Source organism: Streptomyces sp. WMMC500, assembly GCF_027497195.1.
Taxonomy (GTDB): domain Bacteria; phylum Actinomycetota; class Actinomycetes; order Streptomycetales; family Streptomycetaceae; genus Streptomyces.
On record NZ_CP114905.1, the window covers coordinates 890,971 to 916,997 of the forward strand.

A 26,027-nucleotide genomic window follows, 5' to 3' on the forward strand; every position below is an offset into this window, starting at 1 on the left:
CGTTCCCTCCCCGTCCGCGCCGGCCCGGACCGGCGCGCTCCTTCGGGTGCCCCTACCCCGGGGCGGACGACCCTACCGGCGCCGCCGGCCGCCGGCGCGGCGGGCCCGCGTCCGGTCCGGGAACGCGGGCGGCCCGGGCCGGGCGGCGCACCGCGAGAGCGCGCCGACGCACGGGCCCGGGCCGGACCACGCCGCTAGAACGTCACGTCGCTGCAGAAGAAGTAGATCTGGTCCGCGTGCGACGCCTTCCAGATGGTGAAGACGATGTGGTGGCCGCTGCGGCCGGGTGCGCTGGCGTCCGCGGTGTAGTGGTTGGCGGGACCGTACGGGCCGGCGGTGGCCACGCGCTCCAGGTCGCCCCAGTCCAGTGCGTCGGTCTGCGCGTCGTAGCCCTGCCGGGTCACGTAGACGTAGAGATAGTCCGCGCCGTGGTACGCCTGGTCGAGGACGTCGACGGTGAAGTTCGTGCCGATCGCGGAGGTCTTCCACGGGCCGGGGGTGTCCATGGAGTCGTAGCGGCCGTCCTGGGTCCGGCCGGCGCTGCAGAGCTGGTTGTCGGGGATGTGGGTCGGGAAGTCACCGCCGGTGCCCTCGCGGTAGAGGCCGTTCCAGTTCCACATGCCGTTGGTGTCGTGCTGCCACGCCTGCCAGCACATGGGGTCCTGCTGCTGCATGTCCGGGTTCTGGAAGTCGTCTCCCCAGCGCTGCCAGCAGCCGTAGTTGCGGGAGACGGGGTCGGCGGCGGAGCCGTGGGCCCCGGCCGTACCGCCGGTCCAGGGCGTCAGCAGGAGCGCGGCGGCGGCAAGGACGGTCAGGAGGGCGCGGACGGGCAGACTCCGCGCGTCGGTGCGATCGTTCGGTAGCGATGACACTGCGACTCCTCCTCCGGGAGGGGGTGGGGGGACACGGTGATTGGGAGCGCTCCCAATCTTCCGACCCCTCCCCCGGCGGCGCCCGTACGAAACCTGCGCGGCGATGAGTTCCGGTGCCCCGCCCCGTCCTTATCCCGTACCCGATCGACGGCCTTCCGAGGAGCGCACCATGACCGCCACGTACACCTTCGACGTCTTCAGCAGCCTCGACGGCTTCGGCGCTGCCGGCGGCGACTGGACCGGCTACTGGGGCAAGCAGGGCCCCGAGCTGCTCGAGCACCGCCTCGGCCTGTACAGCGAGGAGCAGCGGATGGTCTTCGGCGCCCAGACCCACCGGCTGTTCGCCCGGATGATCGCTGAGAGCTCCGAGGGCGACGACGTACGCGACCCGTGGGTCACCCGGATGACGCAACTGCCGGCGACCGTCGTGTCGACCACGCTGACGGAGCCCCTCGACTGGCCGGACGCGACCGTCGCCGACGGCGACGCCGTCGACGTGGTCGCGCGGCTGAAGGAGGAGTCCGACGTGCCGCTGCGCTCGCACGGCAGCCTGTCGATGAACCGGGCGCTGATGGCGGCCGGCCTCGTCGACCGGGTGCACGTGACGCTCTTTCCCGTGATCACCGGTCGGTCCGGGCTCGCCCCGATCTTCCACGGCGCGGAGGACTTCGACCTCGATCTGGTCGAGACCCGGACCCTCGACGGCCGCATCCAGGAGCTGGTCTACCGGCCCACCCTGCACGCCTGAGCCGGCGCCGCGCCACGGCGGCGGTCAGGAGGCGATGTTCCGGCGCTGGGCGCGCACCAGCTCCTCGGCCTCCGCCGCCGTCGCCACGGCCGGCGGGGAGCCCCGCAGCGGCAGCCCGGCGGTCTCCTTCAGCAGCGACACGGAGACGATGCCGACGACGGCGAAGGCCATCGTGTAGTACGCGGCCGCCATCGGCGTGTCCAGGAGGTGCACCAGCGCTTCGATGACCGCGGGGGTGGTGCCGCCGAAGACCGCGACGGAGATGTTGTAGCCGATGGCGAGGGAGCCGTAGCGCACCTCCGTGGGGAAGAGCGCCGGCAGCGTCGCCGACATGGTGCCCTGCAGACAGATGAGGCTGCCGCCGAGCAGCAGCATGCCGCCGAAGACGGCGAGGGCGGAGCCCTGCCGGACCAGGGCGTAGGCCGGCGCCGTCACCACCAGGAACCCGACCATCCCGGTCATCAGCAGCGGCTTGCGCCCGAGGCGGTCGTTGGAGCGGCCGACGAACGTGACGACGGCGACCATCGCGACCATGGTGGCGATGACGACGGCGAGCTGCCCGGTCCGCGGCCAGTCCAGGGCCTCGGTGAGATACGTCGGCATGTACGTGAGCAGCATGTAGTTGGCCACGTTGTACGCCGCCACCAGCGCGATGCACAGCGCCAGCGTCCGCGGCTGCCCCGCCAGGATCCGCCGGAGCTCCCCCGGCCCCTGCTTCCCCTCGGTCTTCCGCTCCTCGCCGCCGGCCGGCGCCTCGCCCGTCACCTCCGCCACGGTGGCCCGGCCCGCCTCGGTCTTGACGAACGCGGGCGTCTCCTCCAGCCGCAGCCGCAGATACAGGCCGATCGCGCCGAGCGGCCCGCCGACGAGGAACGGGATGCGCCAGCCCCAGGAGGCCATCGCGTCCTCGCCGATGCCTGCCGTGAGCACCAGGACCAGCCCGGAGGCGCCGATGTAGCCGGCGAGGGTGCCCAGCTCCAGGAAGCTGCCGAAGTAGCCGCGCCGCTTGTCGGGTGCGTACTCGGCGATGAAGGTCGCCGCGCCGCCGTACTCGCCGCCGGTGGAGAAGCCCTGCATCAGCCGGGCCACGATGAGCAGCAGCGGCGCCCACAGGCCGATGGTGTCGTAGCTCGGGATCAGGCCGATGGAGAAGGTGGCCGAGGCCATGAGGATCATCGTCAGCGCCAGTACCTGCTTGCGGCCGACGCGGTCGCCGAGCGGGCCGAAGAAGGCGCCGCCCAGCGGGCGTACGGCGAAGGAGATCGCGAAGGTCGCCAGCGACAGCATCGTCTGGGTTCCCTCGCCTGCGCCGGAATAGAAGACGTTGCCGAGGGTGACGGCCAGATAGGCGTAGATGCCGTAGTCGAACCATTCCATCGCGTTGCCCAGCGCGGCGGCGCGCACGGCGCGGCGGATCTCGGACTCCTCGGTGACGGTGATGTCCCGCAGCCGCCACCTGGGCCGCAGCTTGGCCTGCGCCACGCGGAAGAGAATGGGGTGGCGTCTTCGGGCCGCGGGATCCAGCGTCGCACCGCCGTCGTTGTTCTGGGCCTCTGCGTCCATGAGATCCGGGGTACCACGCCGCTTGCCCCCAACCCGGTCAACGCGCCGCCATGGCCGCCGGTTGGGCCGCGGGAGGGGTGGGCCCGGCTCAGTTCGCCAGGTTGACCTGTGAGCGGATCGGGTCGAACCCGAGGCCCGGACGCCCCGGTACGCAGGCCTCGTCGCCGGCCGGGGCGGTCCACCAGCCCACGCTGCCCTCCTCGACGGTGCGCAGCAGGATGCCCTCGCGGATGGCCCAGGGGCAGACCGTGACCACGTCGATGCTCATCAGCTTCATCGCGGTGTGCGCGACCACGGCGCCGGCCAGCGACTGCCTGGCGCGCGCGGGTGAGATGCCGGGCAGCTTGGCGCGTTCGGCCGCGGGCAGCTTCCGCAGTTGCCTGACGGCCCGGCGGAGGTCCTCCTGCGCCATCGTGCGCGGGACGAACGGACCGTGCCGGCCGGGTGGAGCGCCGCACAGGCGGGCGAGCTGCTGCATGGTGCGCGAGGTGACGACGGTGGTGCGGGGCGACTCCCAGCGGATGCGCGCGGCCACGTCGCGCAGCCGGTGCCGCACGTGCCGGCGTACGGCCTTGACCAGGGCCGGCGGCGGCGGGTCGTGCTTGGCGAAGAACTCGCGGGTCAGACGGGCGGCGCCCAGCGGGAGGGCGACGGCGAAGTCGGGCAGCCGGCTGCGGCCGCAGGCGACCTCGAACGAGCCGCCGCCGATGTCGAGTACGGCCATGGGCCCGGCGCGCCAGCCCATCCACCGGCGGGCCGCGAGGAACGTCAGCTCCGCCTCCTTCTCGCCGGGCAGCAGTTGCAGGACCACGTCGGCGCGCTCGTGGACGGTGCGGCAGATGTCGCGGGCGTTGGGGGCGTCGCGTACGACCGCGGTGGCGAAGACGAACGGCTCCGCCACGCCCCAGCGCCGGGCCTCGGCACGTGCGGCGGCGACGGCGGCGGCCAGTTCCCCGACGGCCCGGTCGCCGAGCCGCCCGTCGGCGTCCACGTACTCCGCCAGCCGCAGTCGCCTCTTGGAGGTGTGCACCGGCAGCGGCACCTGCCCGTCCGCGTCCGCGACGACCAGCCGCACCGTGTTCGAACCCGCATCGATCACGCCCACCCTCATCAGCCGTGAGTACCCCGCACGGCGGTCGCTTAGACATCCTTCCTCTTCAGGCGCGGTCTACCCGGGTGCCACGGGGCCGGCCGGGGGTCGCGGAGCAGCCGGTGGAAGTCGTCGAGCAGCACGACGGCCACGGCGTCGGCCGCGGCGGCGCACAGCGCGTGCTCCTCCTCCGACAGTGCGCCGGGCGTGCGTCTGACCAGGCCGACCGAGCCCAGGACGCGCCGCCGGAACCGTAGCGGGAAGGCGTACAGCGCGCCCGCGGCCGGCAGCCGCGCCCGCGCCCGCGGCCCGAACACCGGCCAGCGCCCCTCGTCCGCGCGCAGGTCGTCGGCGACGACGGGGCGGCCCAGGGCGGACGCGCTGACGGACGGGCCCTCGCCCAGTTCGTACTGAAGCAGCTCCAGGCTCAGCGCCCGCAGGTCGGAGGCGCAGCACACCTGCCGGTACGGCGTGTGGCTGAGCAGCGAGATCGTCACCGCGTCCATGCCCAGGTCGGTACGGAGCAGCCGGCACAACCGGCCGGGCAGCTCACCCGGTCCGCTGCCGACCGCGGTGTCGAACACCGCGTGGCGGACGGAGAAGCGATCGATCATTCCTCTCACTCGCAGCCGCGTCGACGTGTGCCGGTCCCGGCACAAGTACCCCCGCTGCGGAATTCAGTCCCTCCCGCACCGGCAAGATCCGGATCCGTGCGCGGGGATTGACGCGCGCCGCGCCGGGCACTCGCGGTGCGTCACGCCCCCGTCGAGGAGGTCGTCATGCCGGTCGCCACGTTCTGCCTGGTCGCGCTGGACTGTCCGGAGCCGCGGCAGCTCGCCGAGTTCTACCGGGGACTGCTCGGCGGCGAGGTGAAGCCGTACAGCGACGACTGGTGCGACCTCTTCGCGGCGGACGGCACCCGGCTCGCGTTCCAGCGCGCTCCCGGGCTGCGCCCGCCGAGCTGGCCGCGGGCCGACGACAACTCGCAGCAGCTCCATCTGGACCTGCGGGTGACGGACGTCGACGCCGCGGAGCGGCACGCCCTGGAGCTGGGTGCCAGGCCGCTGGACCTGGACGACGACGGGGGCAGGCGGGAGTTCCGCGTGTACGCGGATCCGGCCGGGCATCCGTTCTGCTTCGTCCACGGGGCGTGAGCGCCGGTCCGGGAGACGGCCGACGGGCGCGGGCGCAACCGCGGGCGGGGGCGCCGGCGGGCCGGTCAGGACAGGTTGCCGGCCTCGCAGACGCGCTGGGCGACCTCGCGGAGCTTGACGTTGTTCTCCTGCGAGTAGCGGCGCAGGACGTCGAACGCCTGCTCCTCGGTGAGGTTGCCGCTGCCCATGAGGATGCCCATGGCCTCGCCGATGGTGTGCCGCGTGGACAGCGCCTGCTGCAACTGCACGTGGGTGCGCGCGCTGGCGAAGGCCACGGCGGCGTGCGAGGCGAGGACCCAGCCGGCGGTCTCACTGGTGCGGCCGAACACGCCGGGACGGCGGGAGTAGATGTTCAGTGCGCCGAGTTCCTGGTCCTCGGTGTACAGCAGGAACCCCATCATGCTGCCCAGCCCCAGCCTGCGGGCCTCGGGCGCGTAGCGCGGCCAGCGCGGCTGCGACCGCGTGAAGTCGGGCACCCGGAACACCCGCTCGCTGTGCTGGACGGCGTCGTAGCACGGGCCTTCCTGTACGCGGTGCTGGATGCCGTCGCTCTCACGGACCACCTGCGCGGTCGGGGCGACCGATTCCACCCGGTCGCCGTGCACCAGCATGATGCCCGCGGCGTCGCAGTGTTCCACCAGCTCGACGGCCGCGGCGGTGATCCGCTCGAGCGTCCCGTTCAGCGACTCCTCCGCCAGCAGCTCCCGGGCCAGCTCCGCCAAGCGCTCTGCGAACTCCTGCCAGTCCATGCCGCCCTCACCCTCACCTCTGGCCGCCGCACGCCCGCGTGCGCTACCCGGCCGGCCCATCCTGCCACCCCGCCCGGGCCGGCAGGTGAAGACGGCCGCGCACTCCCGGGCCGGCGCGGGACGGGCGACCCCGGCGCCCGACCGCGGCGGCGAATGGGTTGATTCTGGCCAGACTCCGGCAGCCCGGACGGCACACGGGCAGAGCTAATTCCCGTACCGTCGCGTATTCCGTGCGTCAACGCGCGTCAACTTGACAGCCGATGACATGGTGCCAAGCCCGGCGAGAACTTGTTTCGGACTCCCTGTCCGTCGTGGCGAAATTCCTCTTCACACAAGCTTTACCCGGTCCTAACATGAGACCGCTCCCACCTCACGCGCCATTGAGGTCGGGGATGCATTCGCTACGGCACCTCCACCACCCGTGTTCCGCACGAATGCTTCCCAGCCCCCGAAGCCGCTCTCCCCTTTCTTCACCCTCGCGCCCGCGGGCGCCCGGGAGCTCTTCTCCACGCCCCTCCTCACCCTCGGGAGCGGCTGCACCGTCTCGACCCACCCGTGGCACACGTTCCTTTCGCGAGCCGTCATCCGGCTCTCCCGTGCCCGCATTCAGTGTGGCCGGCACCGGTTTCGCCCGGGCCCGGCCCGGAGACCAGGATAGGAGAACCATGTCCGGAAAGCTGATCGCCGGTGGAGCATTGGCGGCCTTAGTCGCCACCACCCTGTCCGCCCAGACCGCGTCGGCTGCAGAGGAGCCGGCCGACGGACCCGCCGAGCAGATCAAGGTCGGCATCCAGACCATCAACGGTTCGGGCTGCTCCGCCGGCACGGCGGCGGTCGCGGCGAACGCCGACAACACGGCGTTCACGGTGACCTACAGCGACTACCTGGCGGCGGCCGGCGCCGGCGCCGGCCCCGTCGACTTCCGCAAGAACTGCCAGCTCAGCCTGGTCCTGGACGTCCCCTCGGGGTTCACGTACGCGATCCAGAGCGTGGACTACCGCGGCTACGCGTACCTGGCGCACGGCGCGTCCGGCCTGGAGCAGGCGTCGTACTACCACATGGGGTCGTCGCAGACGACCACGAGCACCGAGTCCTTCGAGGGTCCGTACGACGACAACTGGCAGGTGACCGACTCCAAGGAGTGGGCCGAGCTGGTCTGGGCCCCCTGCGGGGAACAGCGGAACTTCAACGTCAACACCGAACTCCGGGTGTACCGCGGTTCCTCCGACCCGCGGGCGACCAGCCTGATGACGATGGACTCCACGGACAGCGCGGTGAGCACGAAGTACCACCTGGCGTGGAAGGAGTGCTGAATTACCGCGACAGGTAAGCACCATACCCGCGGTACGCCTTCGGAGACGGCGACTGAATTCCCGCCCGTTCGGCATTTCGCGCCGGCATGCCGCCGGTGCGCGCCTTGACGGAATCCGGCGTAGCGGACCCGTTTGCCGCCCGCTCGCCAGACTCCGCCCGCATGGCCCGTTCCTGGCATTGCCGTGCCCGGATACGGTCCACCCGACCGATTGGAGAACCATGACCCTTGTCGCAGGCAGTGTCCTGGCAGCATTACTGGCCGCGACCGTCAGCAGCCCCATCGCGTCGCCGTCCCACGATATCGCGACGCCGCCGTACTTCGAAGACGTACCGCCCGATCAGATGGCGATCCAGGTACTCACCGTCAACGGCACCGGCTGCGAGCCGGGCAGCGCCGCCATCGCGGTCTCCGCGGACAATCAGGCGTTCACCGTGACGTACAGCGAGTACATGGCCCTGGTCGGCGTCGGCGCGACCGCCACCGACTTCCGCAAGAACTGCCAGCTCAACCTGGCAGTCAAGGTGCCCCACGGCTTCACCTACGCCATCGCCAGCGTCGACTACCGGGGGTACGGCTACCTGGAGCCCGGCGCGACCGGCATCGAGAAGGCGTCGTACTACTTCCAGGGTTCGCCCGACACCGACACCTTCACGCACAACTTCAACGGGCCGATGGACGACAACTGGACCACGACCGACGTGACCGACCTGGAGTCGCTCGTCTGGGCGCCGTGCGGGGAGATCCGCAACTTCAACATCAACACGGAGCTGCGCGTCAACGCCGGCACGTCGGACCCCAGGACGACCACCAGCCTGCTGTCCATGGACTCGACGGACGGAGAGATCGAAACCACGTACCACGTCGCCTGGCGCGAGTGCCTGCCGGGCGAGGACTGATCCGCCGACATCGGTGAAACCCGCGCCCGCGCCGGCGGGAGCAGCCCGGGGCGTTCTCGCCCGGGTCCCGGCGCGGGCGCGGGGGCGGGCGGGGGTTCCGAGGGTGACCCGCTCCGCCGCGCGCACGCTCAGGCGCGTGCGTGCTCCCTGACCTCCTCCGCCACGCCCTTGTCCAGCGCACACCGCACCAGCGCCGCCGTGAACGGCGGCAGTTGCGGCTCGCGTACGAGCCGGGCGAGCCGGGACGGGTCCTTCGGCAGGTCCACGCGGCCGGCGCCCTGCACGACCTTGGCGTCGACGTACGGCGCGGCCTCCGGCCACACGCCCTGGACCTCGCGCAGGAAGATCGCCGCGCCCGCCGGCCCGAGGCCGGGAACCCGCTGCAGCAGCTCCGCGAGCCGCCGGACGTCGCCGTCCGCCTCGCGGCGCAGCCCGCGCAGGTCGCCCCGGTAGGTGTCGAGCAGCAGCCGGGCGCCGTCGCCGAGCTGCGTGGCGGTGCGCTCGTCGTAGCGGCGGTAGCCGCCCTCGCCGAGGGCGTCGACCCGCTGCTGCCAGGTGGCGTCGGCCATCGCGCGGGGGCCGCGCATCCCGGCGTCGAACAGCGCGCGGGCCGCGGCGAGCGCCACGCTCGCCCGGATCCGGGCGCTGAGCAGACAGGAGAGCACGAGCAGTTGGTAGAGGGGCTGCGGGGTGTTCTGCAGGCGAATGCCCGCGTCCTCGGCGTACGTGCGTCCGTACGCGTCGAGGAGCGCGTCCACTGTGCGGGTCTCGGTCTTCGTCACGGTTCCGTCCTCCGCCGGCTCGGGTCCGTTCTGTCCGGTGTTCTGTCCGGTGGCCCGTCAGGCCGCCCGGGCGCCGTCCGCCGCGACGAGGTCGCGGGCCGCCGCCGCGACCGCCGCCGCGTCGATGCCCGCCGCCGCGAGCTGCTCCGTCCCCGTCGCCGAGCCGGGCATGGTGCGTACCGCCAGCCGGGCGAGCCGCGGTACGGGGCGGCCGTCGTCGAACGCCTCGGCCACCGCGTCGCCCAGGCCGCCCTCCGGGTGATGGTCCTCCACGGTGAGCACCCGGCCGGTCAGCTCCGCCGCGGCGCGGACGGCGGCGACGTCGACGGGCTTGACGGAGTACAGGTCGAGCACCCGCGCGCCGATGCCCTCTCCGGCCAGCGCGTCGGCGGCGGCCAGCGCCTCGTGCACGACCACCCCGGCCGCGGCGATCGTCACCCGGTCCGTGGGCGAGGAGCGCAGCAGCTTGCTGCCGCCGACGGGGAAGTCCTCGTCGGGCCCGTAGAGGACGGGCCGGCCGCCGCGCATGGTGCGCAGGTAGCGCACGCCCGCCGTGTCGTCGTCCGCCATGGCGGCGACGAGCCGGGCGGTCTGGTTGGCGTCGCAGGGGTGCAGAACCGTGCTGCCGTGCACGGCGCGGAACATCGCCAGGTCCTCCAGGCCCATCTGCGACGGGCCGTCCTCGCCGATGGCGACGCCGGCGTGCGAGCCGACCAGGTTGACGTTCGCCCGGCTGACGGCGGCCATGCGCACGAAGTCGTGGGCGCGGGTCAGGAAGGCGGCGAAGGTGGCCGCGAACGGCACCCAGCCGAGCGCCTGCATGCCGACGGCCGCCGCGACGAGCTGCTGTTCGGCGATGTAGCACTCGAAGTACCGCTCGGGGTGCTCCTTCGCGAAGAACTCGGCCCGCGTGGAGTCGCCGACCTCGCCGTCCAGCGCGACGACGTCCGGCCGCGCCGTGCCGAGCGCGGCCAGGGCCTGCCCGAACGCGTCGCGCGTCGCCACCGAGTCGCCCACGTCGTAGCGCGGCAGCTCCAGGTGCGGCTGGGTCACCGGCGGCGACACGGGGACGGGCGCCGGGCGCCGCGGCTCGACGCGCAGGGCGCTGGTGCCGCCCAGCTCGGCGATGGCCGCCTCGGGGTCGGGCAGCGGCTTGCCGTGCATGCCCTCGCGGTTCGCGACCGCGGAGACCCCGCTGCCCTTGACGGTGTGGGCGATGACGGCGGTCGGCCGGTCGCTCACCGCCTCCGCCTCGTTGTACGCGGCGTCGACGGCGGCCGGGTCGTGCCCGTCGACCTCGACGGTGTGCCAGCCGAACGCCTCCGCCCGGCGGGCGTACGCGTCCAGGTCCCAGCCGTGCCGGGTGGGCCCGCGCTGGCCGAGCCGGTTCACGTCGATGATCAGGGTGAGGTTGCCCAGGTGCTCGTACCCGGCGTGCTCGAACGCCTCCCAGACCGCGCCCTCGGCCATCTCGCTGTCGCCGCACAGCACCCAGACCCGGTACGGCAGGTGGCCGAGCCGCTTGCCCGCCAGCGCCATGCCGACGCCGATGGCCGGCCCCTGCCCGAGGGACCCGGTGGCCACGTCGACCCACGGCAGCACCGGAGTCGGGTGGCCTTCGAGCCTGCTGCCCCGCTTCCTGAACGTCAGCAGCTCCTCGTCGTCGATGGCGCCGGCCGCCTTGAGCGCCGCGTACAGCAGCGGAGAGGCGTGCCCCTTGGAGAGGACCAGGCGGTCCGCTCCGGGGTGGTCGGGCCGGTCGACGTCGTAGCGCAGGTGGCCTTCCAGCAGCACGGCCATCAGGTCGGCCGCGGACATCGACGAGGTCGGGTGGCCGGATCCGGCGGCGGCGGCGGCCCGTATGGCGTCCACGCGCAACTGGCGGCCGAGCGCGGTGGGCAGTTGCAGGTCCACGTCGGCGGCGGTCATGTCGTTCTCCTTGTCCGTGCTGGGTGCCGTCCGTCCCGCGGGCACGACGGAGAGCCCGCTCGCCGGGACGGACATGCCGTCCGCTTTGTCGGTTCTGCGGGGCGGGTACCACGCCCCGGCGGGTGCTAACGGCCGATCTCGCGGGGTGCCCGCGGTGCCCGTAGCCGGGTGGGTACGCCGCGTACGTTCCCCGAGGCGGCGGCGGGGGCGGCGGTCAGCGGGTGAGCCAGTCCATCAGGCGGGACAGGCGGGGGATCTGTTCGCGGTAGTCGCGCCCGCTGCGGTCCAGGCCCTCCAGCAGCCGCGCGGACCGGTGCTCGGTGTCCAGCTCGTCGAGGATCCGCTTGACGTCGGCGAGCAGCGCGCCGTACAGGAACCAGTTCTCCTCGTCGCGCTCCGCGGTGTCGAGCAGCAGGGCCTCCACCCGGCCGCGTACGGCATGGGCCGCCGCGAGGTCCGCCTCCAGGCGGCCGGCCGCCGTCTCGGCGCTCGCGGAGACCTCGGTCGAGACCAGTTGTGCGAAGCTCACCAGCGCGTCGCCGATGTAGCCGAGCAGGTCCTCCAGGGCCGCACCCGTTTCGCGGGGGAACAGGGGCTCCTCCGCCCGCCGGGCCGTCGCCAGGTCCGCCAGGCCCCGGGTGAGCACGCGCACCACCACCGCGCAGATCTCCAGCGTGTCCAGCCCGGTGCGCAGCACCACCCGGTGCATCAGGCCCTCGCTCACCCGGGGGTTGAGCCGCAGGCTGTCCTCGGCGCGGCGCAGCGAGGTGTCGACGTCGCCGACGAAGTCGTCCAGGTCGCGCGCCGCGTGCAGCCGGTCGAAGGCCACCGCGGGCGAGGTGACGGCGGTGAGCTGGTCCGCACTGCGCAGCAGGAGGCGGCGCATCCGGCGGGCCAGGTCCTCGATGGCGTCGCCGGCGCTCTCCACCCAGACCGGGGGCGCCAGCACGAGGTTGAACGTCAGGCCCACGACGGCGCCGGTGAGCGTCTCCAGAATCCGGGTGAACGCCGTGTCCCCCACGTGGCTGACGCCGAGGACGAGCATCGCGCTGATCGCGACCTCGGGCACGAACTCGCTCACCCGCACGATGCGCCCCGCGATCAGCGAGCTGAGGATGATCAGCCCCAGGCTCCACCAGCTCAGCCCGACCAGCGCGCTGAACCCGCTGGCGATGAGCACGCCGACCACGACGGCGGTGACGCGCCGGATGCCGGTGGTGAGCGTGGCGTAGAAGGTCACCTGGACGACGAGCAGCGCCGTCAGCGGTGCGGTCAGCGGCTTGGGGCCGCTGGTGAGCTGGAGGGCGACGACGTACGCGATCGTGGCGGCCATGGCACCGCGCAGCGTCTGCGCCACGGTGGGCGCACGGAGCCGCTCGACGAGGCCGGCCAGGCGCGGGCGCCGTCTGACGGTGTCGGCTGCGTAGGACTTCAGCGCTCCTCCCGGTGGCGTCGCGCGCGGTGAGCGCCGTGGCGGTCCGCCGCGGCGCAGGTGGTCAAGCACAAGGTCTCACAGAGACCGCCGCCGCTCGCCGCACGCGAGCCACCCCCTCGGGTCCGCGTAGGCCGAGGGGGTGGCGTGGGGGGTCCGGCGGGGTCAGCCGCCGTCGGTGAGGACCGGGGTCTGCCAGGTGCGCCACTCCGCGAGGTTGCCGGCCTTCCTCGGCGAGATCCGGAACACGCCGGGGGCGCTGCCCGTACCGTGCAGGAACGTCGCGATGCTCTGCTGCAGCGGGCCGCGCCACTCGGACCGCGACGCGCAGTGGGTCCCGTCCTGCACGTCGGACCAGTAACTGATGTTCTGTCCGGCGCCGAGCGCCTTGTAGACCTCCGCGCCGCCGAGCGCCGCCACGCTGCCGGACCTGGCGCCGAGCCAGTCCACGTGCGGGTTCTCCATGAGGAACAGCCCGCGCGGCGCGACCATGCCGACCATCTCGTGGGTGTCCACCGGCAGTTGCGCCGGGTTGCCCGTGTACGAGCCGAAGGCGTCGCCCAGCCAGGGCTGTTCCCCGTACGCGCTGCTCAGCGGCTGCGCGCCGCTCTCCCGCGCGACGCTGCGGAAGGCGGGTGCGCCCGCGGAGCCCGACTCGACCGGCATCGTCAGCGCGATGCGCTGGTCGAACGCGCCGGCCACGAAGGCGCCCTTGCCGAACCGCGAACAGCCGGTGACGCCCGTCGCGTCCGCCCGCAGCACGCTGCCGTCGGACTGCTCGATGACGTCGATGATGCGGCTGACGCCCCAGGCCCAGGCCATGAGCAGCCCGGTGCTGCTGGAGGAGCCGTAGACGCTGTAGAAGGCGCCCTGCTTGTTGTTGCGCGGGGTGCCCTCGCGGCCCACGGCGTACGGGTCGAAGTTGACGACGGCGGCGCCCGCGGCCTTGATGGCGGCGGTGTCCGCGCCGAAGCCGCCGTAGACAACGACCGCGGGGAACGGTCCGGTGCCCCCGGGCAGGTCGACGCTGGCCGAGAAGCTCGCGCTGCGGCCCTGATCCGAGACGTTCACGGTGATCCCGGTGCGCGAGACGCTGCCGGTGACGCTCGCGGGCTTGGCCGGCTTCTGGCCGTAGACCGTGCGCTCGGCCAGCTCCCTGATCTCGGCCCGCCGGCAGCGCCAGTCGGACCTGGCGGTGACCCGGGTGCCGTCCAGCTTCGTGAAGGGATCGGGCAGCAGCGCGTCCGAGGGCGTGGGCGGGCTGGGGACGGGGCAGTCGGCGCCGTCGTCCTCGACCGGCGCCACCTGGGCGACCGGCTCGATGCGGTCGGCGGCGGCCCCCGGCCGGGCGTCGAGGGTGGCGGCGAGCACCGCCGCGACGGCCACGACGGCGGCGACCGCGGAGGTGAGCGGCCGGGACCGGCGGAGCGGGTGGAAGCGCATGGGGGGTACCTCCAAGCCGAATGGGAGCGCTCCCACACCGTAGGGAGGGGCCCACGACACGGCAACAGTGGTTTTCAGCCAGTTTCGAATATCATTACGAAACTTTCGGCCGGGGGTTCCCGTTCCCCCGTACGGGTAGATGCGGAACCTCAGCGTCCCGCGGGGGCGTTGAGAGACTGACCGCGGTACAGCGGTCTTCGGTACGACGACCGGAACCGACGAGTCGGGCGGTACGCCCGCAACCCGAGGTGGCATTTCAGTGTCGATGTTTGATCGGATCAAGGACCAGGCCAAGGGCCTGCAGCAATCCCGGGGCGGATCGCGGTCCGGGAGCCAGGGCCCCGGCTCGACGGGCTCGGGCGGCGGTGGTTCCAAGGCCCAGCTCGTCAGCATGTTCAAGACGCAGCTCAGCTCGATGAAGACGGAGCTGAAGAGCGGCGCGTACCGGGACGCCAGCATGGCGGTCTGCGCGCTGGTGGCCGCCGCCGACGGACACGTGCACCCCGCGGAGCGGGAGCGCATGGAGTCGATGATCGTGAGCAACGACGTGCTGCAGAACTTCCCGCCGGAGCAGTTGCGGCAGCGGTTCACCAAGCACCTGGACCGGCTCACGGTCGACTTCCAGCAGGGCAAGGCGGAGGCGCTGCAGGAGATCGCCAAGGCCAAGAAGAAGCCGGCGGAGGCGCGGGCGGTGATCCAGACCGGGTTCGTCATCGCGGGCGCCGACGGCCACATCGACCCGGCGGAGCAGCAGGTGATCCGCGAGGCGTGCACGGCGCTCGGGCTGTCGCCCTCGGAGTTCGGCATCTGAGACCGGCCGGTACGCGGTTCGCGTGCCTCGTACGCTCCGCGGGGCGCACGAGGCACGCGAGGCCCGCTCAGGCCGCGCCGAAGCGGGCCCGCCACAGGTCGCGGAGCAGCGCGATCTCCGCCATGTGGTGGATGAACTCCAGGTTGCCCGCCCACAGCACGTCGACGTACGCCTCGTCGGGGTCGGAGGCGTAGGGGTACTGCGAGAAGCCGACCGTGTCCAACTGCTCCTCGGTGACGGTGGCGACGCTGTCGCGCCAGCGGTCGACCTCCGCCCAGAACCGCGCGACGGCGAGCTCCGCGGACGGCGTGAAGTCGACCAGCAGCCTGGGATCCCGGCGCCGCTCGCCGAACGTCCACTCCCAGCCGCCGGCGAAGCCCGAGTGGAGGTGTCCCAGCCGCCAGGCGATGGTGGTGACCGGGGCCTCGTCCGGCTCCAGCGGGCCGGTGTGGGCGAGGACTTCGCGGACCCGCTCGACGCTCACCTCCCAGTCCGCGGCGACCTTCTCGACGGACATGCCCTCGGCGACGTCCCGCGCGACACCGGCGTACTCGCTGGGGGGAATGGACGCCGCGCCCTTGTCGAGCACCCACTCCCCCGGCCCGTACGCCCGCGGCGTCGTCGCCTCGGCCCGCCGCCGGACCGACCAGCAGCCGGGCACCGGTTCCCAGCGGAACTCCTCGTCGCCGAGCCCGGCGAGCCGCAGCCCGGCCGCCTCCCTCGCCGCGTCGAACTGGTCCAGCAGCAGGCGCAACCGCCCGCTGTCCGCATGCCCGTGCGCCATCCCCGGCTCCCTCCGCGGCCGCAGGTCCCGCGCCCGCGCTCCGCGGAGGCTAACGGCCGGCGTACGCGGAGGGCGACGGGATTTTTCCGGGCGGGGGCGCGCTCAGCCGCGGTACGCCTCCAGCAGCCGCAGCCACACCTCGCTGATCGTCGGGTACGACGGGACCGCGTGCCACAGCCGGCTCACCGGCACCCGGCCCGCGACGGCGATGGTCGCCGAGTGGATCAGCTCCCCCACCCCCGGCCCGACGAACGTGACGCCCCGCAGGAACTCCTCGTCGAGGTCGACGACCATGCGCGCCCGCCCGCGGTAGCCGTCCGCGTAGAGCCCCGCGCCCGCGACCGAGGCCATGTCGACGTCCACCGCGCGCACCCGGTGGCCGGCCCGTACCGCCTCGGCCAGCGACATCCCGACGGCCGCGGCCTCGGGGTCGGCGAAGACGACCTGCGGGACGGCGCCGTGGTCGGCGGTCGCGGCGTGCGCCCCCCACGGGTCCGACTCCAGCAGCGGCACGCCGTGCGCGCGGGCGGCGATGGCGGCGCCCGCGATGCGGGCCTGGTACTTGCCCTGGTGGGTCAGCAGCGCGCGGTGGTTGACGTCCCCGACCCCGTACAGCCACTCGCTGCCCGTGACCCGCAGGGAGTCGTCCACGGCCAGCCAGGAACCGGGCTCCAGGTCCACGGTCTCCAGGCCGATGTCCTCGGTACGGGGCGCGCGGCCGGTGGCGAAGAGGATCTCGTCGGCCTCGACGGTGTCGCCGGCGTCGGTGGTCGCGCGGACGGTGCCGTTCTCGCGGACGACGGAGGCGACGGAGGTGCGGGTACGCACCTGCGCGCCGGCCTCGGTCAGCGCCTCGGTGACCAGCTCGCCGGCGAAGGGCTCCATGCGGTCCAGCAGGCCGTCGCCGCGGACGAGAACGGTGACCTGGGAGCCGAGGGCCTGCCAGGCGGTGGCCATCTCGACGCCGACCACCCCGCCGCCGACGATGATCAGCCGGCCGGGGACGGTCGCGGAGCTGGTGGCCTCCCGGCTGGTCCACGGCTGTACGTCGGCGATCCCCGGCAGGTTGGGCAGCACGGCGCGGCTGCCGGTGCAGATCGCGACGGCGTGCCCGGCGGTCAGCGTCCGTACCACGCCGTCGGCGTCGGTCACGCTCACGGTGCGCGGCCCGGCGAGGCGGCCCCGGCCGCGGTAGAGGTCGGCGCCGATGCCGTCCAGCCAGGCGACCTGGCCGTCGTCCTGCCAGTGGGAGGTGTACGTGTCCCGGCGGGCGAGGACCGCGGCCGCGTCGAGGTCTCCGGCCACCAGATGGCTCAGGCCGGGGAGCCGGCGGGCGTCGGCGCGCGCGAGCACCGGGCGCAGCAGGGCCTTGCTGGGCATGCAGGCCCAGTACGAGCAATCGCCGCCGACGAGTTCGCTCTCGACGACCGCGGTGGACAGACCGGCGGCGCGGGTGCGGTCGGCGACGTTCTCACCCACCGGCCCGGCGCCGAGGACGACCACGTCGTACGCGAAGGATTCCGTTTCCGTCATGGGGTCAGTGTGGCCGGTGGGTGCGCGCGGAACAGAGGGCGGGTGGGGTGTGTCGCCCGGCGGGGTACGCGCCGGGCGTAGCGGCGCCGTCAGTGGCCGTGCAGCACGCGGGCCAGGAAGTCGGCGGCGTCGGTGCCGGTGCCGGTGGACGCGGCGAGGTTGTCCAGCGCCAGGCGGTAGCGGTCGACCTCGCTCGGCTTGTCGATGCGCACGGTGCCGGTGAGCTGGTCCAGGCAGACCACGTCCGGCAGTTCGGGCTCGGCGAACCGCAGCATCGTCAGCGGCTGGGCCACCGCCGCCGTGCCGCCGGCCGCCAGCGGCACCACGTCCAGGGTGACCGTGGGGTGTTCGAGGTGCAGCCGGAGCAGGTGCCGCAACTGGTCCTCCATCACCCCCGGGGCGCCGACCGAGCGCCGGAGCGCCGCCTCGTCGAGCAGCACCCAGCAGCGCGGCGGGTCCGCACGGGTGAGCGCCTGCTGGCGGCGTTCGAGCAGGTGCAGGCGGCGCTCCACCGTCCGCACCGGGTCCTGCGGGAAGCCGAGCCGGGTGATCGCGCGGGCGTACGCGGCGGTCTGGAGCAGGTCCGGGATCCGCTGGGACTGGTAGCTGCGGATGACCGTGGCGGCCTCCTCCAGGCCGAGGTGGGTCTCCGTCTGACTGGGTATCAGGTCGCTGTACTCCTGCCACCAGCTCGGCGCGTTGGCGCCGCGGGCCAGCGCGGCGTACTCGTCGAGCTCGGCGTCGTCGACGACGCCGTAGAGCTCGAGCAGCGCGGCGACGTCGTAGTCCTTGCAGCCGCCCTGGCCCAGCTCCAGCCGGCACAGCTTGGCGACCGAGGCGCCGATCTCGCGGGCCGCCTCCTGCAACTGGATGCCCCGGTCCCGGCGGAGCCGGCGCAGCCGGGAGCCGAGCACGGACCTGCAGACGGGCCTGCCGCCGCGCTCCTGCCGGTCGGTGAGCGGGATCCCCGGGTCGTGCACTGCCGCCATCGGCACCGTCATCGGTCCTCCGCAGGCTCGGTCCTCCGCAGATGGGCCGTCGCCACCAAGACTCACGCTACGGGCGAAGGGTAACCCGCCACAGGGGGCAAATGCGCACGATGGCCCGATCTTTGCGTGCCCGCCTACGGTTTCCGGCCGACCCCGCCCAGGACCGCCATCTCGACGGGGCTGCCGATGTCCACCGGCTCTGGCCGCCACAGCGGGCAGGACACCACGCCGGGCTCGACCGGTTCCAGACCGTCGAGGTAGCCGGCTATCTCCGCCTCGGTGCGCAGGTGGTACGGCACGGCGCCGGTGGCGTTGTAGCCGTCGATGGCCCGGGTGTACTTCTCGTTCCCGTCGACGCCGTCCCGTATCGCCAGGTAACTGCCGGACGGCAGCGGGTCCATCAGCCGCCGCACCACCGACCGGGCCTGCTCGTAGCCGTCGACGTGCGCCAGGATGCCCATCAGGATGACGGCGACGGGCCGGTCGAAGTCCAGGGTGCGCGCCGCGCCCGCGAGTATCGCCTCGGGGTCCTCCACGTCGGCGTCGAGGTACGCGGTCGCGCCCTCGCGGGTGCTGGTGAGCAGGCCGCGGGCGTGGGCGAGGACGAGCTTGTCGTTGTCGACGTAGACGATGCGGGACTCGGGGGCGATCCGCTGGGCCACCTCGTGGGTGTTGTCCGCGGTGGGCAGGCCGGTGCCGATGTCCAGGAACTGCCGTACGCCCGCCTCCCCGGCGAGGTGGGTGACGACCCGCCGGAGGAACTGCCGCCCGCTGCGGGCCAGATCGATGATCTCCGGGAAGACCTCCTGGAAGCGGGCGCTGGCGGCGCGGTCCGGCGCGTAGTTGTCCTTGCCGCCGATCCAGTGGTTGAAGATCCTCGCCGAGTGCGGCACCGACGTGTCGACGACCACCGGCTCGGCGCCGTCGTCGAATGTTTCCTCTGACATGTACTCCACCGTCCGGGGTCGGGGGCGCGGCCCGGACAACGTAGCCGAGCCGAGGCCCGCCGTCACCCCGCGTCCGCGGGCCCGGTCGCCGGACGTCCGGTCACGCCCCGTCGCCCGCGATGCCGCGGGACATCGCGAGGTGGCTCGCCAGCAGTCCGCCGTCCACCGGCAGGCCGACGCCGGTGATCCACGCCGCGTCGCGGGAGGCGAGGAAGGCCACCGCCGCCGCGATGTCGTCCGGTTCGCCGACGCGGCCCAGCGGGTAGTGCTCCACGACCCGGGCCAGGACCTCGGGCCGGTCCTGCCAGACGGCGGTGCGGACGGTCCCGGGCTCGACGAGGTTCACGCGCACGCCGCGCGCCGCGCTCTCCACGGCCAGGGTGCGGGTGAGGGAGGCGAGCGCGGCCTTGGCGGCGCTGTACGCGTGCTCGCCGTAGTGGCGTTCGGCGTTGACCGAGCCGATGTTGACGATCGCGGCCCGGCCGGGTGCGTCGGCCAGGAGCGGCAGCGCCGCGCGGGCGCAGCGCGCCGCGCCGTGCAGGGTGACCTCGAAGTCCTCGTACCAGTCGGGCTCCCGCCAGTCCTCGAAGCGGGGCGGGTCGCGGTGGACGGCGTAGGCGTTGTTGACCAGCACGTGCAGGCCGCCGAAGGAGTCCGCCGCGTGCGCGACCGCCGCCCGGACCGCCTCGCCGTCCGTCACGTCGCAGGCCCGCGGCTCGGCGGTGCCGCCGGCGGCGCGGATCGCCGCGGCGGCCCGCTCGGCGCGACCGCCGTCCCGGTCGGTGACCAGCACGCGCGCGCCCTCCGCGGCGAACCGGCGCGCGACGGCCTCGCCTATGCCCTGCCCGGCGCCCGTGACGAGCGCCGCGTACCCCTCGAATCGCGTCACCGGGTCAGGCTAGCGGTCGTCCGGGACCGGCGGCCGGGCCCGTCAGAGCAGGTCGCCGTACCCCGAACCCTCCAGCACCGCGCGCTGGAACTCCGCGTGCACGGTGTGCACCTCGCCGAGGAACTCCGCCGCCCCCGCGACCGGCAGCCGCACCGGCCGCTCGGCGCTCGGCGTGCGGACCAGGCCGGCGATGGCGTCGGCGACCTCCTGCGGGTCGGGGAGCCCCGGCTCCTCGACGAGGTGGTCCTCCGTACGCCGTGCCAGGTCACCGTACGCGGCACGGCGCCGGGCGGCGTCGCGGTCGAGCCCGCGGAGGTACCGGTCGTAGTAGCGGACGGCGTTGGGGGCGACGAAGTCCGTGTCGTACGCCCCGGGCTCGACGATGACGACGTCGACGCCGAGCCTGCGCAGTTCGTACCGCGAGGCCTCGGCCATCGCCTCCATCGCCCACTTGGTGCCGACGTACGCGCCCATGAAGGGGAACACGAACCGGCCGAGCGCCGTCGTCGTCTGCACCACGAGTCCCTCCCCCCGGGCGCGCATGGCCGGCAGCACCGCGCGGTTCATGCGCAGGTGACCGAAGACGTTGGTCTCGAACACGGCGCGCACGTCGTCGACGCTGAGCGTCTCCAGGATCGCGGGATAGAAGACGCCCGCGTTGTTCACCAGCACGTCGACCCGGCCGGCGCGGCCCAGGACGCGCTCGACGCCGCGGGCGACGGAGTCGTCGTCGCGGACGTCGATGTCGACCACCTGCAGGGCGAGGTCCTCCTCCGCGGCGAGGGTGCGGAGCTTGCGCGCCGCCGCCGCGTTGGCGCCACGGGTGTCGCGCATGGAGGCGAACACCGCCAGGCCCTCGCGGGCCAGCGTGAGTGCGGTGAGATGGCCGAAACCGCTGCTCGTGCCGGTGATCAGGGCCACCTTGCGGTCCCCGCGGCCCGGCTCTTCCGCCCCCTCCTGCCGGTCCGCCGCGGCGGCGGGCCGGCCGGTGGCGCCGGGCAGGGGCCCGGCCGCCGCGACCGCGCCGGCCGCGACCGCGCCGCCGAGCACCGTCCTGCGCTGGATGTGCCGTTCTGTCGGCATGACGACTCCGATTCCGTTGTGACTCGCAACAGTTGCGAATCGCTACGGAAAGCCTCGCGGGACCCGGCGAAAATCCCGGTAAAGGAGCGGACCCGCCGGGCCCTTGCCACCGGCTACGATCCGGAGGATGAACCAGCCCGAGCCGCGCCCCCCGTCGCTGCTCGACCTGCCGTCGTACCTGACCGGCCAGGTTTCCCGCTACGGCCGCCGCCGGCTGGCGGAGGTGCTGGCCCGCGAGGAACTGCTCCTGGTGCACCACGCGATCCTCTGCGCGCTCGGCGACGCCGGACCGCGGTCGCAGCAGCAGGTCGCCGACGCCCTCGACCTCGACAAGAGCCATCTCGTCGGCCGGATCGACCTGCTGGAGGAGCGCGGCCTCGTCAGCCGTACCCGCGACCCCGCGGACCGCCGCCGCCACCGCCTCGCCCTCACCCCGGCCGGGCGCCGGCTGCTCGACCGTCTCCGCCCGGTGGCCGCGGAGTCACAGCGCCCGCTGCTCGCCGCGTTGTCCGCACCGGAGCGGGAGCAGTTGATGTCCCTGCTGCGCCGGGCGCTGGCGGCCAACGACGCCGCCCGCCTCGGCGACCGGGGCGCGGACGGTGACCTTCCGCTGCACACCGCCGACGACGACGAGGCACCGGCCCTCTGAGCCGGTGCCACCACCGCCCCGCCCTTCGACGGCGCGAGAGCGTCAGGCGCCCTCGCCGTAGAGGCGGGCGACGTCCTTCGAGTCGAGCCAGCCGCTGTACGTCGGCGACTGCGGCCAGCCCTCCGGCGAGTCCTGCCACTCCTCCTGCCGCCCGTACGGCAGCACGTCGACCAGCGGGAAGGTGTGGCTGAGCTGCTCGGAGCCGCGGCCGTTGGTGTGCCAGGTGCGGTAGACGGTGTCGCCGTCGCGCAGGAAGACGTTGAACCCGAAGCCGCCGCCGGGCGGGGCGTCGACGTCGGTGCCGAACTGGCTGTTCGCGGTGGAATACCAGGGCATCCGGTTGCCGACGCGCTTCTTGTACGCGAGCGCCTCGTCGATCGGACCCTGGGTGACGATGACGAACCGCGCGTCGTAGGGGTCGAGGAAGCCGAGCCGGGTGTACTGCGTGGTGAGGCTCGTGCAGCCTCCGCACTGCCACTCCTTGCCCTCGAACCACATGTGGTTGTAGACGATGAGCTGGGACTTGCCGTCGAAGACGTCGACCAGCCGGACCGGTCCCTCCTCGCCCTCCAGGGTGTAGTCGGGCATCTCGACCATCGGCAGCCGGCGCCGCTGCGCGGCGATGGCGTCCAGCTCCCGGGTCGCGGCCTTCTCGCGGACGCGGAGCGCGTCCAGCTCGCGCCGCCAGGTCTCGGTGTCGACGACGGGCGGCAGTGCCTTGGCGGTCATGGGTACTCCTCCGGCTTTCAGGAATGGCCTTTCCGTACGAATAGACCTCCGGGGCCCGCGGAACTCATCGCTCGGCGCGACGACACCCGGTCACGTACGGCATCTCACCCGGTCGCCCGGCCGCGGCCGGCATCGGACGGCGCAGACGGCGCGGGCGGCGCCGCGCGGTACGGCCGGGCGGCCAGCAGCCGGACCGCGTCGGCCGAGGCGGGGTCGCGGGGGGTGTAGACCTCCAGGCGGTGGCCCGGGCTGTCCGGCTGGAGCCAGACCTGGTAGTCGACGTCGAGCGCGCCGACGGTGGGGTGCCGCAGACGCATGGCGCCCACGGTGCAGTCGGCGACGTCGCCCGCCGCCCACAGCTCCGCGAAGTCCGTGCTGCCCATGGCGAGTTCGCCGATCAGCTCGGCGAGGCGGGCGTCGGTGGGGTAGCGGCCGGCGGTCAGCCGCAGGTACGCGACGTGGATACGGGCCAGCTCCGCCCAGTTGGCGTGCAGGTCCCGGACCAGCGGGTCGAGGAAGAACATCCGGGGTACCGACGGCCGGCGCACGGGGTCGTGGGGCGCGTCGGCGTCGACGTGCTCGGCGACGAGCGCGTGGCCGGTGCGGTTCCAGGCCAGCACGTCGCCGCGGCGGCCCAGCACGACGGCCGGCGTCGTCTCCGCCAGGGCCGTGAGCAGCGCCAGCACCCGTGGGTGCGGCTGCTCGGGCGCCGGGCGGACCAGCCGCGGCGCGGCGGGGCGGCGGGCCAGGTTGTGCAGGTGGGCCGTCTCGGCCGGGTCCAGCCGCAGCACCCGCGCCAGCGCGTCGAGCACCTGCCGGGAGGCGGTCCCGGCCTGCCCCTGCTCCAGCCGCGTGTAGTACCCGGCGCTCACCCCGGCGAGCTGCGCCAGCTCCTCCCGGCGCAGGCCCGGCACGCGGCGCGTGGCGCCGTAGGTGCCGAGTCCGGCGGCGGCGGGCGTGAGGCGGTCGCGGCGGGTCTTCAGGTACGCGCCGAGGCTCTCCAGTTCCATGGTCCCGAGGCTACGTCCGCCCGGGCGGGGGCGGGCCGGCCCCGGGTATCCCTGCCGGGGGTACCCACGAGACGGGGATGGCCGGCGGACGCGCGGCGGAGCACCGTCGTGGCCATGGACGGACGGCGTGCTTCTTCTCCTCCTGCCCCCGGACCGCGGGCGTGGCTCGGCCTGCTCGTGGTGCTCGGCCCGGTGCTGCTGGTCGCGATGGACGGCTCTGTGCTGTTCCTGGCGATGGCCCGGATCTCGGCGGAGCTGTCCCCTTCCGCGGACCAGGCGCTGTGGATCCTGGACGGCTACGGGTTCGCCGTCGGCTCCCTGCTCGTCGCGTTCGGGAGCATCGGCGACCGGTACGGCCGGCTCCGGCTGCTGATGACCGGCACGGCGGTGTTCGGCGCCGCCTCGGCGGGCGCGGCGTTCGCGCCGTCGGCCGAGCTGCTCATCGCCTTCCGGGTGCTGATGGGGGTGGCCGGCGCCACGCTGCTGCCCTCCGCGCTCGCGGTGCTGAGCGAGCTGTTCACCGACGCGCGGCGGCGGGCGCAGGCCATCGGGATCTTCGCGGCGGCCTTCGCGGCGGGCTTCGCGATCGGTCCGGTCGTCGGGGGCCAGTTGCTCGCGCACTTCTGGTGGGGGTCCGTGTTCCTGGTCAACCTTCCCGTCGTCGCGCTCTTCCTGCTGCTGGCCCCGCGGCTGCTGCGCGAGGTACGCGCCGGAGGGCCCGGCCGCGTCGACGCCCCGAGCGTCGCGCTGTCCGCCGCGGGCATCCTGCTGGCCGTCTACGGGATCAAGCGCGCGGCGGCCGGGGGCCCGGCGGCCGTCCCGCTCGTCGCGGCCGCCGTCGGCATCGTCCTGCTGTACCGGTTCGTACGCCGCCAACTGCGGCTTGAGCACCCTCTGATCGACCTCCGCCTCTTCCGCGACCGGGTGTTCGCGATCGCGGCCGTCACCGGGCTGCTGCCGCTGGCGGCCTGGTCGGCGGTGGCGTACCTGGGCGGGATCTACCTGCAGTCCGTTCGCGGTCTCGACGTCTTCGACGCGGCCCTCGTCACGCTCCCCGGCGCCGTCGTGCTCACCGTCACGTGCGTGGTGACCCCCGCGGTGGTGGCGCGCACCGGCACCAGGGCCGCGCTGCTCACCTGCCACTTCGTCATCGCCGGCGGGCTGCTGCTGATCCTGCCCACGGGTGTCTCGGGCGGCACGGGCTGGTACGTCGCGGCCACCGTCGTCGCCGGGGTCGGCTACGGCATCTCCTTCAGCGTCGTCGCCGACACCGCCGTCGCGGCGGTGCCGCCGGAGCGCGCGGGGTCGGCCGGGGCGATCGCCGAGACCAGCAACGAGATCGGCAACGCCCTCGGCATCGCGCTGCTCGGTTCGCTGGCGGCGCTGGTCTTCCGGCTGCGGGGGCCGGACCTGGCCGGCACGCTCACCGAGACGTTGCGGGTGCCGGGCATCACGGCGGCGGCGGCCGGGGAGGCGGAGGCCGCCTTCGTCGCGGGGCTGCACGCCGCGGCGCTGGTCGCGGCGCTGCTGCACGCGGCGCTCGGGGTGTTCACGCTGCGGCACCTGCCGCGGGGCGGGGTGCCGGAGCGGCAGGAGAGGGGCGCCGGGGCGCAGGTGCGGTGAGGGGGCGGGGCGGGGGGTGGGTCCGTACTCCGGACGCCCCCGGGCCCGGGTGCGGGATCCGGGCCGCCCCCTCAGGCCGCGGCCGCGCCGCCCCCGGCCGCGTCGCCTGTCGCCGCCTCGCCGCGCGCCGCCTCGTCGAGCATCGGCCGCAGATGGGCGTACGCCCAGGCGGCGAGGGTGGTGGGGGTGGTGGTGACCGGGTCCCGCGGCTGCTCCGGGACGAAGTCGCGGGTGCCCGCGGCCATGCCGACGATGCCGTCCACGGCGCCCGGCGGCAGCCCCGCCGCGCCCAGCGCCGCGCGGACGTCGTCGTCGCTGACGGTCTCGACCCGCACCGGCCGGCCCAGCGCCCCGGTCAGGATCTCGGCGACCTGCACGAAGCTGAGGTCCTCGGGCCCGTGGACGCCCTGGACCACGCGGCCCCTCCAGTCGTCGGCGAGCAGCCGCGCGGCGACGACGTCGCCGACGTCGCGCGGGTCGACCCACGCCATGGGGCGCTCGGGCCGGAACTGCGTGGTGAGCACGCCGCGGGCCAGGTCGTCCAGGGCGTGGTGGAGGTTGGTGAAGAAGTAGCCGCAGCGCAGGTGCAGGGTGTCGGCGCCGGTGGCGTCGAGGCTCTCCTCGATCCGGCCGAGCGCGTCGATGTGCCCCGCGCCGTGACGCAGCTCCGCGCCGACGCTGCTGAGCAGCACGACCCGCGCGACGTCCCCGGCGCGGGCGGCGTCGACGACGCCGGCGGCCGTCCGCTCGGAGGTCCCGACGGGGTCGGCGTCGGTGGGCGGCGTGGGGTCGACCCAGAAGACGGTCCGCGCGCCGGCGGTCGCCTCGCGGACGAATCCGGTGTCGGTCAGGTCGCCGCGCCGTACGTCGACGAGGTCGCGGGTCACCGGGTCGAGGCGCGCGGGGTCCCGGACGAGGACCCGGGGGCGTACGCCGGCCTGGAGGAGGAGGCGGACGACGCGGGATCCGACGTGGCCGGTGGGGGTGGTGACGGCGATGGTCATGGG

General features: G+C 73.9%; 25 protein-coding genes. 7 read left to right on the forward strand and 18 right to left on the reverse strand.

Annotated elements, in window-relative coordinates:
• Positions 1-194: 194 nt before the first annotated feature.
• On the reverse strand, positions 195-872 hold the full coding sequence (locus O7599_RS03660) for a lytic polysaccharide monooxygenase auxiliary activity family 9 protein (RefSeq protein WP_281620623.1): 678 nt from the start codon (positions 870-872) through the stop codon (positions 195-197).
• 169 nt (positions 873-1,041) lie between these two features.
• On the opposite strand from O7599_RS03660, the gene O7599_RS03665 reads away from it, so the two are divergent.
• Positions 1,042-1,620 (forward strand): dihydrofolate reductase family protein, encoded by a 579-nt coding sequence (locus O7599_RS03665; protein ID WP_281620624.1) that lies wholly within the window; start codon positions 1,042-1,044, stop codon positions 1,618-1,620.
• 24 nt (positions 1,621-1,644) lie between these two features.
• Here the strand turns inward: O7599_RS03665 and O7599_RS03670 are convergent, their stop codons facing one another.
• The 3 genes from O7599_RS03670 to O7599_RS03680 form a co-directional block, all read right to left on the reverse strand.
• On the reverse strand, positions 1,645-3,183 hold the full coding sequence (locus tag O7599_RS03670; RefSeq protein ID WP_281620625.1) for an MFS transporter: 1,539 nt from the start codon (positions 3,181-3,183) through the stop codon (positions 1,645-1,647).
• An 88-nt stretch (positions 3,184-3,271) separates the two neighbouring features.
• On the reverse strand, positions 3,272-4,294 hold the full coding sequence (locus O7599_RS03675; protein ID WP_281620626.1) for a Ppx/GppA family phosphatase: 1,023 nt from the start codon (positions 4,292-4,294) through the stop codon (positions 3,272-3,274).
• A 29-nt stretch (positions 4,295-4,323) separates the two neighbouring features.
• Positions 4,324-4,887 (reverse strand): GAF domain-containing protein, encoded by a 564-nt coding sequence (locus O7599_RS03680; protein WP_281620627.1) that lies wholly within the window; start codon positions 4,885-4,887, stop codon positions 4,324-4,326.
• A 165-nt stretch (positions 4,888-5,052) separates the two neighbouring features.
• On the opposite strand from O7599_RS03680, the gene O7599_RS03685 reads away from it, so the two are divergent.
• Positions 5,053-5,427 carry a VOC family protein gene (locus O7599_RS03685; protein WP_281620628.1) on the forward strand — a complete coding sequence of 125 codons (375 nt, stop codon included), beginning with the start codon at positions 5,053-5,055 and terminating at the stop codon, positions 5,425-5,427.
• A 65-nt stretch (positions 5,428-5,492) separates the two neighbouring features.
• On the opposite strand, the gene O7599_RS03690 is transcribed toward O7599_RS03685, so the two are convergent.
• Complete coding sequence (locus tag O7599_RS03690; protein ID WP_281620629.1) at positions 5,493-6,176, reverse strand: GAF and ANTAR domain-containing protein; 684 nt, start codon at positions 6,174-6,176, stop codon at positions 5,493-5,495.
• A 665-nt stretch (positions 6,177-6,841) separates the two neighbouring features.
• Between O7599_RS03690 and O7599_RS03695 the strand changes: the two genes are divergently transcribed.
• Both O7599_RS03695 and O7599_RS03700 read left to right on the forward strand, forming a co-directional pair.
• Positions 6,842-7,489: a DUF4360 domain-containing protein gene (locus O7599_RS03695; protein ID WP_281620630.1), complete on the forward strand. Its 648-nt coding sequence runs from the start codon at positions 6,842-6,844 to the stop codon at positions 7,487-7,489.
• Between the two features lie 343 nt (positions 7,490-7,832).
• On the forward strand, positions 7,833-8,387 hold the full coding sequence (locus O7599_RS03700; protein ID WP_281623268.1) for a DUF4360 domain-containing protein: 555 nt from the start codon (positions 7,833-7,835) through the stop codon (positions 8,385-8,387).
• Between the two features lie 128 nt (positions 8,388-8,515).
• Here the strand turns inward: O7599_RS03700 and O7599_RS03705 are convergent, their stop codons facing one another.
• From O7599_RS03705 to O7599_RS03720, 4 genes are all read right to left on the reverse strand, one after another.
• Positions 8,516-9,169 (reverse strand): endonuclease, encoded by a 654-nt coding sequence (locus O7599_RS03705; protein WP_281620631.1) that lies wholly within the window; start codon positions 9,167-9,169, stop codon positions 8,516-8,518.
• A gap of 57 nt (positions 9,170-9,226) precedes the next feature.
• Entirely contained in the window at positions 9,227-11,098 is a 1,872-nt protein-coding gene (locus O7599_RS03710) for a transketolase (protein ID WP_281620632.1), read from the reverse strand.
• Between the two features lie 214 nt (positions 11,099-11,312).
• A complete protein-coding gene (locus tag O7599_RS03715; RefSeq protein ID WP_281620633.1) occupies positions 11,313-12,431 on the reverse strand; it encodes an FUSC family protein in 1,119 nt (372 codons plus the stop codon).
• A gap of 264 nt (positions 12,432-12,695) precedes the next feature.
• Positions 12,696-13,973 (reverse strand): cellulose-binding protein, encoded by a 1,278-nt coding sequence (locus O7599_RS03720; protein ID WP_281620634.1) that lies wholly within the window; start codon positions 13,971-13,973, stop codon positions 12,696-12,698.
• A 259-nt stretch (positions 13,974-14,232) separates the two neighbouring features.
• On the opposite strand from O7599_RS03720, the gene O7599_RS03725 reads away from it, so the two are divergent.
• Positions 14,233-14,784 carry a TerB family tellurite resistance protein gene (locus O7599_RS03725; protein WP_281620635.1) on the forward strand — a complete coding sequence of 184 codons (552 nt, stop codon included), beginning with the start codon at positions 14,233-14,235 and terminating at the stop codon, positions 14,782-14,784.
• 67 nt (positions 14,785-14,851) lie between these two features.
• Here the strand turns inward: O7599_RS03725 and O7599_RS03730 are convergent, their stop codons facing one another.
• The 6 genes from O7599_RS03730 to O7599_RS03755 all read right to left on the reverse strand — a co-directional run bounded on the left by O7599_RS03730 (position 14,852) and on the right by O7599_RS03755 (position 21,009).
• On the reverse strand, positions 14,852-15,568 hold the full coding sequence (locus tag O7599_RS03730; protein WP_281620636.1) for a DinB family protein: 717 nt from the start codon (positions 15,566-15,568) through the stop codon (positions 14,852-14,854).
• A 102-nt stretch (positions 15,569-15,670) separates the two neighbouring features.
• Positions 15,671-17,101 (reverse strand): NAD(P)/FAD-dependent oxidoreductase, encoded by a 1,431-nt coding sequence (locus O7599_RS03735; protein WP_281620637.1) that lies wholly within the window; start codon positions 17,099-17,101, stop codon positions 15,671-15,673.
• A gap of 89 nt (positions 17,102-17,190) precedes the next feature.
• The gene (locus O7599_RS03740; protein WP_281620638.1) at positions 17,191-18,102 is read right to left on the reverse strand and encodes a DUF5753 domain-containing protein; all 912 of its coding nucleotides are present in this window, start codon (positions 18,100-18,102) and stop codon (positions 17,191-17,193) included.
• 122 nt (positions 18,103-18,224) lie between these two features.
• Positions 18,225-19,037, reverse strand: coding sequence for an SAM-dependent methyltransferase (locus tag O7599_RS03745; RefSeq protein WP_281620639.1), 813 nt, complete (start codon positions 19,035-19,037; stop codon positions 18,225-18,227).
• Positions 19,038-19,137: 100 nt separating this feature from the next.
• On the reverse strand, positions 19,138-19,926 hold the full coding sequence (locus tag O7599_RS03750) for an SDR family oxidoreductase (RefSeq protein ID WP_281620640.1): 789 nt from the start codon (positions 19,924-19,926) through the stop codon (positions 19,138-19,140).
• Between the two features lie 42 nt (positions 19,927-19,968).
• Positions 19,969-21,009, reverse strand: coding sequence for an SDR family NAD(P)-dependent oxidoreductase (locus O7599_RS03755; protein ID WP_281620641.1), 1,041 nt, complete (start codon positions 21,007-21,009; stop codon positions 19,969-19,971).
• A gap of 127 nt (positions 21,010-21,136) precedes the next feature.
• Between O7599_RS03755 and O7599_RS03760 the strand changes: the two genes are divergently transcribed.
• Positions 21,137-21,658, forward strand: a complete 522-nt coding sequence (locus tag O7599_RS03760) for a MarR family transcriptional regulator (protein ID WP_281620642.1) — start codon at positions 21,137-21,139, stop codon at positions 21,656-21,658.
• A 42-nt stretch (positions 21,659-21,700) separates the two neighbouring features.
• Here the strand turns inward: O7599_RS03760 and O7599_RS03765 are convergent, their stop codons facing one another.
• Together O7599_RS03765 and O7599_RS03770 are read right to left on the reverse strand one after the other, a co-directional pair.
• The gene (locus O7599_RS03765; protein ID WP_281620643.1) at positions 21,701-22,387 is read right to left on the reverse strand and encodes a DUF899 family protein; all 687 of its coding nucleotides are present in this window, start codon (positions 22,385-22,387) and stop codon (positions 21,701-21,703) included.
• A gap of 104 nt (positions 22,388-22,491) precedes the next feature.
• Positions 22,492-23,397 (reverse strand): helix-turn-helix transcriptional regulator, encoded by a 906-nt coding sequence (locus O7599_RS03770; RefSeq protein WP_281620644.1) that lies wholly within the window; start codon positions 23,395-23,397, stop codon positions 22,492-22,494.
• 114 nt (positions 23,398-23,511) lie between these two features.
• Here O7599_RS03770 and O7599_RS03775 point away from each other — a divergent pair, with 114 nt between their 5' ends.
• Positions 23,512-25,020, forward strand: coding sequence for an MFS transporter (locus O7599_RS03775; RefSeq protein WP_281620645.1), 1,509 nt, complete (start codon positions 23,512-23,514; stop codon positions 25,018-25,020).
• Between the two features lie 71 nt (positions 25,021-25,091).
• On the opposite strand, the gene O7599_RS03780 is transcribed toward O7599_RS03775, so the two are convergent.
• Complete coding sequence (locus O7599_RS03780) at positions 25,092-26,024, reverse strand: NAD(P)H-binding protein (protein ID WP_281620646.1); 933 nt, start codon at positions 26,022-26,024, stop codon at positions 25,092-25,094.
• Positions 26,025-26,027: the final 3 nt, after the last annotated feature.

Bases quoted from the DNA above. Each gene is read 5' to 3' on its own strand.
- O7599_RS03735 (WP_281620637.1), bottom strand. From the start codon at position 17,101: ATGACGGAAACGGAATCCTTCGCGTACGACGTGGTCGTCCTCGGCGCC.
- O7599_RS03715 (WP_281620633.1), bottom strand. From the start codon at position 12,431: ATGGCCGCCACGATCGCGTACGTCGTCGCCCTCCAGCTCACCAGCGGC.
- O7599_RS03765 (WP_281620643.1), bottom strand. From the start codon at position 22,387: ATGACCGCCAAGGCACTGCCGCCCGTCGTCGACACCGAGACCTGGCGG.
- O7599_RS03720 (WP_281620634.1), bottom strand. From the start codon at position 13,973: ATGCGCTTCCACCCGCTCCGCCGGTCCCGGCCGCTCACCTCCGCGGTC.
- O7599_RS03680 (WP_281620627.1), bottom strand. From the start codon at position 4,887: ATGATCGATCGCTTCTCCGTCCGCCACGCGGTGTTCGACACCGCGGTC.
- O7599_RS03770 (WP_281620644.1), bottom strand. From the start codon at position 23,397: ATGGAACTGGAGAGCCTCGGCGCGTACCTGAAGACCCGCCGCGACCGC.
- O7599_RS03755 (WP_281620641.1), bottom strand. From the start codon at position 21,009: ATGCCGACAGAACGGCACATCCAGCGCAGGACGGTGCTCGGCGGCGCG.
- O7599_RS03760 (WP_281620642.1), top strand. From the start codon at position 21,137: ATGAACCAGCCCGAGCCGCGCCCCCCGTCGCTGCTCGACCTGCCGTCG.
- O7599_RS03690 (WP_281620629.1), bottom strand. From the start codon at position 6,176: ATGGACTGGCAGGAGTTCGCAGAGCGCTTGGCGGAGCTGGCCCGGGAG.
- O7599_RS03700 (WP_281623268.1), top strand. From the start codon at position 7,833: ATGGCGATCCAGGTACTCACCGTCAACGGCACCGGCTGCGAGCCGGGC.
- O7599_RS03775 (WP_281620645.1), top strand. From the start codon at position 23,512: ATGGACGGACGGCGTGCTTCTTCTCCTCCTGCCCCCGGACCGCGGGCG.
- O7599_RS03685 (WP_281620628.1), top strand. From the start codon at position 5,053: ATGCCGGTCGCCACGTTCTGCCTGGTCGCGCTGGACTGTCCGGAGCCG.
- O7599_RS03675 (WP_281620626.1), bottom strand. From the start codon at position 4,294: ATGAGGGTGGGCGTGATCGATGCGGGTTCGAACACGGTGCGGCTGGTC.
- O7599_RS03695 (WP_281620630.1), top strand. From the start codon at position 6,842: ATGTCCGGAAAGCTGATCGCCGGTGGAGCATTGGCGGCCTTAGTCGCC.
- O7599_RS03730 (WP_281620636.1), bottom strand. From the start codon at position 15,568: ATGGCGCACGGGCATGCGGACAGCGGGCGGTTGCGCCTGCTGCTGGAC.
- O7599_RS03670 (WP_281620625.1), bottom strand. From the start codon at position 3,183: ATGGACGCAGAGGCCCAGAACAACGACGGCGGTGCGACGCTGGATCCC.
- O7599_RS03740 (WP_281620638.1), bottom strand. From the start codon at position 18,102: ATGACGGTGCCGATGGCGGCAGTGCACGACCCGGGGATCCCGCTCACC.
- O7599_RS03745 (WP_281620639.1), bottom strand. From the start codon at position 19,037: ATGTCAGAGGAAACATTCGACGACGGCGCCGAGCCGGTGGTCGTCGAC.
- O7599_RS03710 (WP_281620632.1), bottom strand. From the start codon at position 11,098: ATGACCGCCGCCGACGTGGACCTGCAACTGCCCACCGCGCTCGGCCGC.
- O7599_RS03780 (WP_281620646.1), bottom strand. From the start codon at position 26,024: ATGACCATCGCCGTCACCACCCCCACCGGCCACGTCGGATCCCGCGTC.
- O7599_RS03665 (WP_281620624.1), top strand. From the start codon at position 1,042: ATGACCGCCACGTACACCTTCGACGTCTTCAGCAGCCTCGACGGCTTC.